At 61.0% G+C, this 13,888-nt stretch carries 10 protein-coding genes; 6 read left to right on the top strand and 4 right to left on the bottom strand.

Annotated features, from left to right (window positions below):
- Positions 1-125: 125 nt before the first annotated feature.
- Positions 126-1,289 (bottom strand): hypothetical protein, encoded by a 1,164-nt coding sequence (locus Mal15_RS24315; protein ID WP_147870132.1) that lies wholly within the window; start codon positions 1,287-1,289, stop codon positions 126-128.
- Between the two features lie 197 nt (positions 1,290-1,486).
- Here Mal15_RS24315 and Mal15_RS24310 point away from each other — a divergent pair, with 197 nt between their 5' ends.
- Positions 1,487-2,218, top strand: coding sequence for a glucosamine-6-phosphate deaminase (locus Mal15_RS24310; RefSeq protein ID WP_147870131.1), 732 nt, complete (start codon positions 1,487-1,489; stop codon positions 2,216-2,218).
- On the top strand, positions 2,215-3,126 hold the full coding sequence (locus Mal15_RS24305; RefSeq protein ID WP_147870130.1) for an N-acetylglucosamine-6-phosphate deacetylase: 912 nt from the start codon (positions 2,215-2,217) through the stop codon (positions 3,124-3,126). The genes Mal15_RS24310 and Mal15_RS24305 overlap by 4 nt, the downstream gene beginning before the upstream one ends.
- Before the next feature lie 270 nt (positions 3,127-3,396).
- Here Mal15_RS24305 and Mal15_RS24300 read toward each other — a convergent pair whose 3' ends face one another.
- Positions 3,397-5,475 (bottom strand): carboxy terminal-processing peptidase, encoded by a 2,079-nt coding sequence (locus tag Mal15_RS24300; protein WP_233902996.1) that lies wholly within the window; start codon positions 5,473-5,475, stop codon positions 3,397-3,399.
- 163 nt (positions 5,476-5,638) lie between these two features.
- The gene (locus Mal15_RS24295) at positions 5,639-6,994 is read right to left on the bottom strand and encodes a trypsin-like peptidase domain-containing protein (RefSeq protein ID WP_233902995.1); all 1,356 of its coding nucleotides are present in this window, start codon (positions 6,992-6,994) and stop codon (positions 5,639-5,641) included.
- A 73-nt stretch (positions 6,995-7,067) separates the two neighbouring features.
- On the opposite strand from Mal15_RS24295, the gene Mal15_RS24290 reads away from it, so the two are divergent.
- Complete coding sequence (locus Mal15_RS24290) at positions 7,068-8,381, top strand: thymidine phosphorylase (RefSeq protein WP_233902994.1); 1,314 nt, start codon at positions 7,068-7,070, stop codon at positions 8,379-8,381.
- A gap of 58 nt (positions 8,382-8,439) precedes the next feature.
- Positions 8,440-8,853 (top strand): cytidine deaminase, encoded by a 414-nt coding sequence (gene cdd / locus Mal15_RS24285; RefSeq protein ID WP_147870128.1) that lies wholly within the window; start codon positions 8,440-8,442, stop codon positions 8,851-8,853.
- Positions 8,854-8,988: 135 nt separating this feature from the next.
- On the opposite strand, the gene Mal15_RS24280 is transcribed toward cdd, so the two are convergent.
- The gene (locus tag Mal15_RS24280) at positions 8,989-10,149 is read right to left on the bottom strand and encodes a DegT/DnrJ/EryC1/StrS family aminotransferase (protein ID WP_147870127.1); all 1,161 of its coding nucleotides are present in this window, start codon (positions 10,147-10,149) and stop codon (positions 8,989-8,991) included.
- 258 nt (positions 10,150-10,407) lie between these two features.
- Between Mal15_RS24280 and Mal15_RS24275 the strand changes: the two genes are divergently transcribed.
- Complete coding sequence (locus Mal15_RS24275) at positions 10,408-11,016, top strand: RNA polymerase sigma factor (RefSeq protein ID WP_233902993.1); 609 nt, start codon at positions 10,408-10,410, stop codon at positions 11,014-11,016.
- Positions 11,017-11,083: 67 nt separating this feature from the next.
- Positions 11,084-13,786, top strand: a complete 2,703-nt coding sequence (locus Mal15_RS24270; protein WP_147870126.1) for a VWA domain-containing protein — start codon at positions 11,084-11,086, stop codon at positions 13,784-13,786.
- Positions 13,787-13,888 lie beyond the last annotated feature (102 nt).

Below are 13,888 nucleotides of genomic sequence, written 5' to 3'. Positions count from 1 at the left end.
CTCCCACGCATCAGTTTTGAAACGTGTTCCGCTGACTTGCGAACGTTCGCAAGACGGACACCCATTCCAAGCGGGAATTCACCGCGGATGTGACGAGAGGAGCCGGAGAAGTGCCAGCGGGAAGGCTATCCCGCAGCTCTGGTTCGCGTCGCCGCGGGGGTCAGGTAGGGGAACAGGTGCAAGCGTCGGGTGGACTGGTCTTGCAGGTCACGACAAAACGCCGTGGGGCTGAGGTGGGATTCGTAGTACTCGATCACACCACGTCGCAGACGCAGGATGTCATCCTCATCCATCGTTTCGATCCGCGCCACGGCATGGCGCAGTCCGTCGATCCCTCGGTAGGCGATGCAGTTTTCACCGTCACGCAGCGGCGGTGTGAACAACGATTCGTATTCCAAGACAGGAATCGTACCGACGGCAATGGCTTCGATGGCATTGTGCGACAGCGGGTAATCACACCCGGGGGCTGCCAGAAAGAAGTCGGACTGGGCGAGCAGTCCCAACCAGCGACTCGCATCGGTGCGATACGTCGCGTTGTCGATCATGACGAAGGCTTCGTGACGCTGCTGTTGGGCCGATTCCAGTTGCTGGTCGCTGTGAATCGACAACGTCGAATCGGCGAAGTAGCGATGGACTTCGCAAACCACGCGATACCGGTCCAATGGTCTTAGCCGCGTGTACTTTTTGATTCGGCGATAGGAGGCTTGGGAACAGTGGCCGCCGAAGAAGAGCCGCCAAACACGATCACGCCGCCGATAGGCTTCGAACCGTCGGTCTTCGCCGTTGTCCCAGACGGCGGGAAAAAAGCTGTACGGCATCGGCAGATCCCCCGGCTGGAGCGGTCGCTTCGTTCCCGTCAATACGGGGACGGTGCGCCGCGCATGACGATGCGTGCGTGTGCCGTCGGACAAACAGAGGTCAAACTTGCGAAAATCCGCGGGCAGCTGGTCTTCAAAAAACGGACGAGTCTCCGCCAACGCGGTCGCTTTGAATGTGCGATGGCCGGTTTGCAAAAACGCCAACCGCGGGACCATGGCAAGATCGTATCCGCCACGCCGCAACAGCATGACCAGGGCGTGAAAGCGTCGCCCCTGCTCGCCGTCGCTGGCGATCCGTCGCAGGTCCAACAGACAACGCCGTGATTGTGCCGGCGGATCCTCGGGCGCCGCTTCGCTCCAGCCGTGAAACACACGTTGGCAATGGGCGTAGCGTAACAACCAACGGTGTTGTTTCACGGTGCGTTCAAACGCAAGGCCGAAACGCCGCAAGTTCGCCAATGGACTGGGCATGGTGGAGAGGTGGGTGACAAAACGTGGTAAGATCTCGGGCGCTCGTCGCGGCATGGCCGAATCGGCCCATTCCCTGTCGCCGCGGCGGGATCCTAAACACCAGAACGGATCGATCGCTAGATCAGGTCGACCCGAGACACCCAATGGAGCCATCCGGGACTACTGTGAAGACCATTGTCACCCCATCCCCATCCGAAATGGGGCGTTACGCCGCCGAGCATGCCGCCCAGGACCTACGAGATGCCATCAAGAACAACGGACAGGCGTACTTAATCGTGGCGACCGGCGCGTCACAATTCGAAGTACTCTCGCACCTCGTTGCCCAGAATGATGTGGATTGGAGTCGCGTGCACGGATTTCATTTGGACGAGTACATCGGAATCGGCCGCGAGCATCCGGCATCGTTTTGCGGGTATCTAAAAGAGCGGTTTGTCGACAGGGTTCCACTGGCGTCGTTTCACTACTTGGCCGGTGACAGCGACGCGGAGCAGACGGTTCGCCAGGCGGCCGAAAAAATCGCCGCCGTCACGGTCGACGTGGCGCTGGTCGGGATCGGCGAAAACGGTCACCTGGCATTCAACGATCCGCCAGCGGACTTTGAAACCGAATCGCCCTACCTGATCGTCCAATTGGACCACGAGTGCCGCATGCAACAGGTCGGTGAAGGCTGGTTCGGCTCCCTGGACGAAGTCCCCACGCATGCGATCAGCATGTCCGTCCCACAGATCCTGAAAACCAAACGCATCTACTGCAGCGTGCCCGACGAGCGCAAGGCGGCTGCCGTGCGAGACACGCTGTGCGGCCCGATCACCCCGGAGGTTCCGGCCAGCATCTTAAAGAACCATGCCGGGACGACGCTGATCATCGACGCCGCCGCGGCAAGCAAGATTCCCGAGGACGTCAACGCAACGTTGGAGCGATTCCAATGAGCGGCTTTGTCGATTTGCAGGTCAACGGGTATCACGGAGTCGATTTCAACTGCGATGATCTGACCGACGAGGCAATCCTGAAGGCGTGCCGGCAAATGCGAGACGACGGCGTTGCGGCCTGCCTGCCGACGATCATCACCGACCAGATCGATTCGATGGCTCGACGCATCCGACGTATCGCCGAGGCGGCCGAGACACACGCCGAGGTTGCCGAAGTCGTCGCGGGCATTCACGTCGAAGGCCCTTTCATCAGCCCCGAACCAGGCTTTGTCGGCGCCCATCCGGTCGACTGTGTTCGCGAAGCAACCGTGGATCTGGCCAAGCAATTGGTCGACGCGGGCCGCGGGCGGGTGCGGCTGGTGACGCTGGCCCCGGAAATGCATGGGACGGTCGAGGTCACACGCTGGTTGTGCGACCAGTCGATCGTGGTCGCCGCCGGGCACTGCGATGCGTCCATTGCACAATTGCGACAGGCGATCGATGCCGGACTGTCAATGTTCACGCACTTGGGCAATGCCTGTCCGGGACAAGTGCACCGCCACGACAATATCGTTCAACGGGCGCTGTCGTTGTCGGATCAACTGGCGATTTCGTTGATCGCCGACGGGCACCACGTCCCCTGGTTCGCCCTGGCGAACTATTGCAAGTGCATTCCGAACGAAAACATCGTGATCGTGACCGACGCGATCGCAGCGGCCGGGCTGGGGCCGGGCTTCTATCGGTTGGCCGGCCAGATGGTCGAAGTCGACCAGCACTTGGCCGCCTGGGCCGAAGGGCACGGGCACTTCGCCGGATGCGCGACCACGATGCCGCAAATGGCCGAGATGCTCGGCCGCCACCTGGGCATCGATGCCGATCGGATTGATCGTTGGACCCGGATCAATCCACGACGTGTGTTGGAGGGTTGATCCGCGTTGCCAGCGGGAAGCGTTAGCGAGCGGCCGGTGTTGACCGCTCTTCACCCTCGTTCCAAGGCTCCGCCTTGGAACGCGATGACCGCGTGGCTCCGCCACGACAGCATGCCGCGCGAGGCGGAGCCTCCGATGAACTGTGTTCCCAGGCAGAGCCCGGGAACAAGTGATGCCAGCGGGAAGCGTTAGCGAGCGACCGGTGTCGACAGCTCACGCAGCGCGGATCACTCGCTTACGCGTCGTGCTGGCAGTACGGCGTACAGCCTCTCAGTTCGCGCGAACCAACTTTTCTCGCCGTAACCCTTCGATGTAATCGCCGGCGATGTTGATCACTTCGCGGTTGTAGAACGTGTCGCGGAAGACTTCTTTGTCCGTCTCCTGCTCCAGTTCTTCCTTCTCTTCTTCTTTTTGAGCGTCCAGTTCATCGCGTCGCTGCATGAATGCGTTTTCCTCTAGCGGAACCGTCTTCTCTTCCTTCTGTTTGACGAACAGTTCGATGCGTCGCATCAGGTCGACAAATTCCTCATCGGATTTGACGCGTTGCTCGGAATTCTGTCGCAACTCGGTCAACAGGTCACTCGGCACCAAGTTGTAGATGTCGTGCCGGGCGCCGTTGATGCGGTCTTCTTCCAAGGCGTACTTCAGGTCACCTTCGGCGACATCCATTTTCTGGGTCAAACTCGGTAGCACGATGTCCGCCGCCACGCCGCCTCGTTGGGTGCTTTCACCGTCGGGCAGATAGAATTGCTGCAGGGTGACTTTCAGTGCCCCGTAGTTTTGTCGTTGCGTCAGGAACAATCGCTCGCCGAGGTCCATCAGCGTTTGCACGGTGCCTTTGCCGTGCGTGGCCGGATCGCCGACGATGATGCCGCGGTTGTAGTCTTTGATCGCACCGGCAAAGATCTCGCTGGCACTGGCGCTGAACTTGCTGGTCAGCACGACCAGCGGTCCGCTCCACACCGTACCGATTTCTTCGTCGTTGTACTGCTGGATTTGGCCACGCGAATCTTTTACCTGGACGACGGGGCCGCGGTTGATGAACAGCCCGGTCAGGTTGATCGCTTCGGTCAACGATCCGCCGCCGTTACGGCTCAGATCGATGACCACGCCTTCCACGCCCTTGGACTTGAAATCCATCAGGATGTTGCGGACGTCGCGTGTGCTGCTGCGGAAATCGGTTCGGTTTTCGCGGGCCGCTTGCATGTCCATGTAGAAGCTGGGCAAGTTGATGAAGCCGATCTTGCGAACGCTGCCATCGGGCATGGTGTGATCGAGGATCTTTCCTCGCGCCGCCGACTGCTCCAGTTCGACTTTGGCGCGGGTGATCTTGTATGTTTCGACCTTGCCCTTGCCGCCGACTTTGACGCCCAGGCGGACCACGGTTCCGGCGTTGCCGCGGATCATGCTGACCACGTCTTGCAGCGGCATTTCGACGATGTCGACCATCGGTCCCTCATCGCCTTGACCGACCGAGACGATCACGTCGTCGGGTTTGAGCCGTTGATCTTTGTCGGCCGCCCCACCGGGAATGATTTGCATCACGACCGTGTTGCCGTCTTTTTCACGCAATGCCGCACCGATCCCTTGCAACTTCAAACCCATCGAGATGTTGAAGTCATCCAGAGTCGACGGCGACATGTAGGTCGAGTGGGGATCGAAGGCGCTGGTCACCGATGTCAGGTAGGCTTCCAGCAGATCGTCGTTGCTGTAGGACTTGAAGCGTCGTGCGTAGCGCGTGTAGCGACGTCGCAGCAGATCGCGGGCCTCGGCACCTTCGGTATCATCATCCCGCAGGTCCAACAGCGCGTACTTGATTTGTCGCCGCCAACGCTCGGTGGCTTCCTCGGGATTCTTGGCGTACTCGGCCGTATCGGCATCAACAATAATGTATTCGTCTTTGCCGAAATCGAATTCCGAATCCAACAGCTCCAGCGCCACCGCGACGCGTTCGTCCACGCGTTGGGTGAATCGATTGAAGATGGTGTAGGCCAAACTCAGATCGCCGGCTTTGACCATGTCGTCGATCTGGTGACGCTGCCGGGAAAATTCGTCGATGTCGGATTGATAGAAGTACAGCTTCAGCGGGTCGAACCGATCCAGATACAGATCCAGTGCTCGTTCGCTGATCGTGTCGTCCAATTCGGCCGAGGAGATGTGAAACTTGGGAATCAAGGACGCGATCAGTTTCGCAATGCGTCGATCCTGGGCGGTGGCCTGGGCGGGCGTCGCGACGGCGGGTTGGTCGGCAGCCGGCAGCACGGCGGTGGCCGGTTGGGACCACGTCGTTTCGATGGGACCGGCGCAAGCCAAACAAGCCAAAACCGCGGCGGTGACGATCGTGCGCATGGTGAAACAGCGATCCATATGATTGGTCCGGTTTTCGGGTAGTGAGTGGTGGGGGGTGAAAAAGGCGGTGTTTCCCGGTGGGACTACCTCCATCATAGGCCCTCGCAAGCTGGGCCGATGTGGAATGGTAGGAAAGAGACGAAACGCAGACAATGTTGGTTTCTCAATCTTGACCGGTGGGGTCGTCGACGGTCGCCAATTCGACGGTCAATTCGACGCGTTTTCCCTGACGCCGGACGACGATCGGTTGTTTCGAACCGATCGGTTTGCGTTCGATCGCCTCTTGCAGACCGATGGAATCGCGGACCTGTTCGCCGGCAAATTCTACAATCACGTCCTGTGGCTGGATCCCCGCCTGTTCGGCGACGGATCCTTTGATGATCTGATACACCAGGATACCAGAATACGGCTCCAAATTAAATTGTTTTGCGATTCGGGGTTTGAGTTCCACCAGGGTGGTCCCGATGGCCGCACGGCGGACTTTGGCGTGCCGATCCAGTTCGTCGGCGATCCAGCGGGCTTGGTTGATCGGGATCGCGAACCCGACGCCCTGATAAAAACCGCTTCGCGTGGCGATCGCGGTGCTGATCCCGACGACTTTCCCGTCCAGATCGATCAGCGCCCCGCCGGAATTGCCGGGATTGATCGCGGCATCGGTCTGCAGCATGCTGCTGCGGCGAATGCGATCCAAACGGCGGTTCTTTCCGCTGATAATCCCCGCGCTGACGGTCGCTTCCAATTTGAACGGGCTGCCGATCGCCAACACCCAATCCCCGATTTCCAGCTTGTCGCTGTCCCCGATCGCAATCGGGTCCAGTTTTTCGGAAAAATTCACTCGGACCATGGCCACGTCGCTGTCGGGATCCCCGCGGACCACTTCGGCATCGACGCGGGTTTCATCGGGCAATTGCACAACCACCCGCGTCGCCCCGGTAATGACGTGGTTGTTGGTGATGATCAAACCGTCCTCGGAAACGATCACCCCCGATCCCAATCCCGTCAGTTTTTCTTCGGCCGGAGGCGGCGTCGGGATTTCAGCCCGTTCTAACAGCGGCAACTCGTCCTCGGGCGTCTCCGTTTCGTCGGGATCACTGGGTCCGCCCGGACCGCCGTCTTGCCCATAGGCATACAACACGACGACCGAAGGCGTCGCACGCTTGGCGGCCATCCGAAACGCCAACGACAACGCCCGCGGGCCGGCTTGCAAGGCCGCAAGCACTTCGGAACTGACGACTTCGGGATCGGTTTCGGCCGGTTTCCCGTCGCCGCCGGTAGCAGCGTTCTCGGTTTCGGCATCCTGCTCGGCTGCCGTTTGCCCATCGGCGACCTGCTCGCCGCTGGCCTGCTGGGCGGACGTCTGCTGGGAATCCGCTTGTTCAAGCGGCGTCGCATCGAGCGGCTTCGGCTCGGGCTGGGACGGTGCCGCTTTGGATTCGGCGTCGTCCGCCAGACACGCGGTGACCATCATCGTGGTGAGCCCCGAGAAAACCAATGCGATCAAAATTCGGGAAAACAACATCACTCTTCCTAGAGGTCGACAGATACTGAAACACGTGGCACGATCATCGTAGACGCAATCCACTATAGCGACCTTGCACACCACGGTCATCCGCATGCTTTCGGCCAACCTGCTTGCCAAAAAACGAGACGGTGGCGCGCTCCGTGATGAAGAAATCCGTTTTTTGATCGACGGGTTTTGCAACGGCAGCGTGGCCGACTACCAGATGTCCGCGTTTGCCATGGCGGTGTGTTTGCAAGGGATGACGGACCAGGAAACGGCGACACTGACCCGGGCGATGCTCGACAGCGGCGACGTGCTGCCGCGTGACGTGTCGGGCCGAACGCCGCGTGTGGACAAACACAGCACGGGCGGCCTGGGCGACAAGGTCTCGCTGATCCTGGCACCGCTGTTGTCCGCCTGTGACGTTCACGTGCCGATGATCAGCGGTCGCGGCTTGGGGCTCAGCGGCGGCACGCTGGACAAGCTGGAGGCGATCCCCGGGTTCCGCACCGATCTGTCCGAAATCGAATCCGCTGCGGTCTTGCGGCAAACCGGTGCCTTTATCGTCAGTGCGACCGAGCGGATCGCTCCGGCCGACCGCCGACTGTACGCGCTGCGTGATGTGACCGGGACGGTCGAATCGATCCCGTTGATCACCGCCAGCATCCTTAGCAAGAAACTCGCTGCCAGCCTGGACGCCCTGGTGATGGACGTCAAAGTCGGCGGGGCGGCGTTCATGAAGACGCTCGATGACGCAAGGGCACTGGCGGATTCGATCCAGCGGGTCGGCAACGCCGCCGGGCTGCCCACCGCCGTGTTGATCTCCGACATGGACCAACCGCTCGGCAAGGCGGTCGGCAACGCGATCGAAGTCAACGAAGCGGTGGCGGTTTTAAAAGGCGTCCAGCGCTCGGATCTGGCGATCGGTACGGTCCGCGAGCTGACCTTGGAATTGTCCGCGACGCTACTGGTCAACGTCTCGGTCGCGGCAGATCGCCAGGACGCCTTGACGCGACTCAACCAAGCCCTGGACGACGGGTCGGCGATGGAACGTTTCTTGGCGATGGTCGCCGCCCAAGGTGGACGCTGGACGGGGGATTTGAACGTCGCCCCGGGGCACGCGATTGAAGCCGAGCACGATGGCTACGTCCAACATCTTGATTGCCACCGAATCGGTTCGACCGTCGTCTCGCTGGGCGGCGGGCGTCGCAAGCTGGGCGACGTCATCGACCCGGCCGTCGGCATCAGCATTGAGGTGCGAATCGGCGATCGCGTGCAGCGCGGCCAGCGTCTTCTGCAATTGCACTGCCACGACAACCAGCCGACGGAGTATGTTAAACGTCTGCGTGACGCCGTGGTGATCAGCGAGGCCCCCGTCCCGGCGCGGCCGTTGTTGTTTGAATGATCGCTCTTTGGACGTCCTGATTGCATTCCTTGTCGCACTGATTCCTTGTACTGACCTGATGACTGAGTTGAAAACCCGCGAGATCGACCAACTGGTGCGTGCTGCAGCCGAAGCCCGCGATCAAGCATACGCGCCACACAGTCATTTTTATGTCGGTGCGGCGTTGTGGATCCCCGGCGGAGAGATCGTCAGCGGATGCAACGTCGAAAACGCCAGTTATTCGTTGTCGATCTGTGCCGAACGCGTGGCCACGGCCGCGGCGGTTTCGCAAGGCCACCGCGCGTTCCAAGCGATCGCGATCGCCAGCGTCGGCGGGGTCAGCCCCTGTGGCGCCTGCCGCCAATTTCTGTCCGAATTCGCCAGCGACATGCAAGTCATCATGACCGATGTGCTGACCGGGGCGCGTCAGATCCGCAAACTTTCCCAGTTGCTGCCCGACGCGTTTGACGCGTCGAGCTTGCCGGTGACCTAGACGTCTGCAGCAGGGTTTTCGGGTAGCGGAACTCGCCAAGAGATTCGCACTGGCGCGGCGACGCCGCGCCGAAAGACCGAAAGCCTTGGCGGCGACCGCTACCGTCAGGACCCTCGTCCGAAATTCGGATGCCCCCTACGCCGCCGCCTTAGCGCCGGCCTGGTAGAACCCGCTGATGCAGTCGACGACTTGCTCCTGTTCGGCTTCGGTCAACGTCGGGAAAATCGGCAGGTTCAAGATTTCCGCGCTGGCGCGTTCGGTTTCCGGCAACGAGCTGCCGTCAACCTTCAAGTACTCGAAACACTGTTGCTTGTGCATCGGCACCGGATAGTAAATTTCGCTGCCCACGCCACGTTCGGCCAGGTAGGCCCGCAACGCATCGCGTCGCCCGCCGCCGACACGGATGCCGAATTGGTTCCAGACGTGGAACGCATTCGGATCGACGGTCGGCAACACGACTTGATCGGGTCCGACCAAGTCGCGGTCTTGCATCAACCCCATGTAGCGCGATGCGATCTTGCTGCGGGACGTGATGGCATCACCGAGGTGCCGCAACTTGACTCGCAGCACCGCGGCTTGAAAGGTGTCGATGCGACTGTTGATCCCGACCGCTTGATGGTAGTAACGAGGACGCATCCCGTGGCCGGCCAACAATCGCAAGCGGTCCGCCACGTCGGCGTCGCCGCTGGTCAGCATGCCGGCGTCGCCCATCGCGCCCAGGTTTTTCGTCGGATAAAAACTGAAGCACCCCACCAGTCCCCAGCTGCCGGCCGGGCGGGAGTGGTAGGCCGCGCCGATCGCTTGGGCGGCGTCTTCGACGACCGGGATGTCGTGCTCCGCCGCGATCTGACAGATCCGATCGATTTGTGCGCACTGGCCGAACAGGTGAACCGGAATGATCGCCTTGGTGTTTTTCGTGATCGCCTCGGCGACGCACTGGGGGTCCATATTGAAGGTGTCCGGGCAGATGTCGACGAACACGGGTGTCGCCCCCAGACGCGTGATGCAGCTGACCGAGGCGAAGAAGGTGAAACTGGGGACGATCACTTCGTCACCGGCTTTGATGTCCAACGCCATCAGCGATAGCAGCAACGCATCGCTGCCCGATGCACATCCCACCGCGTGATCGACTTGGCTGTACTGGGCGATTTCGGCTTCGAGTTCGTTGACGTCCGGGCCGAACAAAAATCGGCCGCTGTCGACGACCGCGGCGAGTGCTTCAACGAATTCGTCGCGGTGGGGCTTGTTGTCGCGATTGACATCCAGCAAAGGGACGGTGGTGTTTGGGCCAGCCATGGTCGAACCTTCCTTGTTCGTTTCGTTTTTAGGATTTCGCTATCAGGCACAGTCCCCATTGTCCGGTCGGACCACGTCGATCGCGATTGTTTTTTGAGCGGGGAACTCGGCGTTGGGTGATACCCGCGAACAATCCGTCAGGTCAATAGAAAACGGCTTCACAAAAACCTCAGAAAAAAATCGAATTGGTCGCCTAACAAAGTCGGCCCCCGCTCGTGTTGTCCCCTGTACCGCGTCCCTGTTTCGTCCAAGAAAGCCATGTCCGAACCTTCTGCAGCCGAAATGCTGGCCGACGGCCACGATTCAGGGACGATTTTTGACGCCGATGCGGCGGCCAAACCGCCGCCCCCGAACCGACCATCCTGGGCACCGGATGAATTGTCGCAGCTGATCAGCCAGTACGAGGGGCAATTGCTTGCATATGCCCGACGGATGCTCGGCGGCGACTGGCAGGCCGCCCAAGACGTGGTCCAGGAGACGTTTTTACGGCTGTGCCGCGAGGATCGCGAGAAAATCGCCGCTCGCGTCCAGCCCTGGTTGTTCGCCGTTTGCCGAAGCCGAGTGATCGACATGCAACGTACCAAACACGCCCACCCGATCGACGCCGCCGAAATCACGGTCCAAGACCCCCACCCGGACGCCCCCGCGGCCGCCCTGGCCGCCGAACAGGCCGACGCGACCGAGAGCCGGTTGGCGGTGCTGGTCGGTCGGCTTTCGAAGCGTCAACAAGAAGTCCTGCGTTTGCGGATGCAAGCCGGATTGAGCTACCGCGAGATCGCCGAGGTCACGGGGCTGACCGTCAGCAACGTCGGTTTTCATCTGCACGCGGCCGTCCGCTCCCTGAAAGACGCCGTCGCCACCACCTGAAAGTCGCCCACGCCCGACTTCGCCCTGAAATCCATCGCCAGCCAACTCGCCCCCGAGGCAACCTTCCATGTCTGATTCCAACCGACCCAACGATGCCAGCGGCCAACCGTCGCTGTGGGATGACGCCCGGATCACCGCTTATGTGATGGGAGAACTGTCCCCGCAGGACGCCGCTGCGTTCACGGAGGAAATGGCGGCCAATGAGGATCTTCGCGCGGCCGTCGACCAAGCCGGTCGTGTCACCGCCGAGCTGCAGACGCTGTTTGCCGAAGAACCCTCGGGCACCCTGGACGGTGATCGACGCGAACAAATCCTGGCGGCATCGGCGAGCAGTTCCCCGACTGGCGAACAACTCGCTGCCGGGCGTGCCATCCAGCTCCCTCTGTCAGACGACTCCCGATCACCGAAACGCTTGGTGCCTTGGTTATTGGCCGCCGCGGCAGCGGTGTTGCTGGTCGTGGCCATCGTGCCGGCCTTCAAGCAAGCTGAACTCGCCCAGCGTCTCGCCGAGCCAACAGCGTCCGAGCCAACAGCATCCGAGCCGCAGCCGTCGGAGGATTCACCGGTCCGCAAAGGTGACGCGAGCGACGATGACTCCCAGCTGAACGCCATCGCTGCGGCCTCCGACGGAATTCAAGAAGTGGCCGAAATGCAGCGACAACTCGGTCGTGTCAAACGCCAACTGACGGAATCCGATTCGATCGCTCAGGAAGCAGACCGCGGCGAGATGATGACCGAGACTGCCCCGACGATGGACGCACTGTCTGTGGCCCCAGGACGGGACGCTCCAGAAAGTTTTTCCGTTGCACCCAAGAGTCGATCGGCCGGCGTAAAGGCGGCGCGTGACGAAAGCGTTCGCATTACGGAATCATTGCGGGAAGCGGAATCATTGCGGGGATCCGATCCGGCCGCTGATCCGCATCCCTTCGCAGCCCCCGCGCCCGCAGCCCCCGCGCCGACCATCGCTCCACGCCCAGCGCCTGCGGGGATCACCGCCACCGGCCAATCGGCGCCCGCGACGGAACCGGTCGGGGCGGAACTCACAACGCCGATACTGTCCAAACCGGTTCTGACTCAGTCCGTCCGAAGTCGGCGGTTGCCAAGCCAGGTCAAAGCCCAAATGGCCCCCGCCGACTCGCCCGCGTCTGGCGCCGTCCCCGCCGACGCTTTTGGGGTCAACCTGGCGGAGGAGGCGGAGTCCGAAGGACGCGTCTCGCGACGACGCCAGCAACCATTCGGAGATGTCACCCTAAAACAAACCGAATCGAAACTCGCGGGATTGCCGTCGCCTCTGGGATTGCACAGGTTGTCACCGACCGATGGAGATCGCTTTGATCCGATCGTCGAAAACGAATTCAAACAGGTCCGCCAACATCCGCTCAGCACGTTTTCGATCGACGTCGACACCGCCAGCTACAGCAAAGTGCGACGCTCGTTGGTCGAAGGGCGGTTGCCGCGCCGAGACGCCGTGCGGATCGAAGAGCTGGTCAACTACTTTGACTACCGCTACGAAGTCCCCGGCATTGAATCGGAACATCCCTTTGCGACCAACGTCACGATCGCCGGCTGCCCCTGGAACAACGATCATCGGCTGGCGCGGGTCGCAATCCAGGGCAAGACCATCGATCGCGATTCACGCCCGCCGTGCAATCTGGTGTTCCTGCTGGACACCAGCGGATCGATGAACCAGCCGAATAAATTGCCGCTGGTGATCGAGGGCATGAAAATGCTGACCAAGCAGCTCGGCAAAGAGGATCGCGTGGCCATCGTCGTTTATGCCGGTTCGGCCGGGATGGTTCTCGACAGCACGCCGGCCGGGAAAAAGAAGAAGATCAACAAGGCGCTTTCACAACTGTCCGCCGGCGGCAGCACCAACGGGGGCGCCGGAATCCAATTGGCCTATGCGACCGCACGAGACCACTTCATCAAAAACGGTGTCAATCGAGTGATCTTGTGCACCGACGGCGATTTCAACGTCGGACTCAGCGGCACCGACGAACTGGTTCGGCTGATCCAAGAAGAAGCCTCCGACGGGATCTTCTTGACCGCCCTGGGATTCGGGATGGGAAACCATAACGACGCGATGATGGAGCAGATCAGTGGCAAAGGAAACGGAAATTACGCCTTCATCGACACCGCCAACGAAGCCCACAAGGTCCTGGTCCGTCAAACCGACGCCACGCTGGTGACGATCGCCAAGGACGTCAAGCTGCAGCTGGAATTTAACCCTCGCGTCGTTTCCAAGTACCGATTGATCGGCTACGAGAATCGCGTGATGGCCAAAGAGGACTTCAATGACGACAAGAAGGACGCCGGTGAAATCGGGGCCGGGCATCAGGTCACCGCGTTCTACGAATTGGTGATGGCCGGCGACGAGGACCACGCTGATGAAGCCGCCAGCGACGACGGCCGACGTCAAGTCGACCCGCTGAAGTACCAGAGATCACCCGAGTTGACCGAGGCTGCCGCGAGCGACGATGTGTTGACGCTGAAGCTGCGTTACAAACAACCCGACGGCGACACCAGCACGCTGATCCAACAGAGCGTTAAAGACAGCGAACAAGCCTTTGCGAAAACGGATTCGGATTTCCGATTCGCCGCCGCGGTCGCCGCCTTCGGCATGCAACTTCGTGAAAGCGAGTTCGCCGGCGACTGGACCCTCCGCAACGTTCTGGAAGTTGCCAGCGCCAACGTCGGCCCCGATGAGTTTCAGCTGCGATCGGAGTTCGTCGATTTGATATCGACCGCGCTGCGATTGAAGGGGCAGTGAGCAAAATCAATCCGCGATGGATGGCCGACTCCCAGCAGCCATCGGGCGACGAAACAGGCGTGACATCAACCGATTCGCGCAAGCGTTCGGGCCCCAGCGTCG

This window comes from Stieleria maiorica (genome assembly GCF_008035925.1).
GTDB lineage: Bacteria > Planctomycetota > Planctomycetia > Pirellulales > Pirellulaceae > Stieleria > Stieleria maiorica.
The sequence above is the reverse complement of the archived record's forward strand: the minus strand, read 5'-3'. Positions and strand labels throughout refer to the sequence as shown.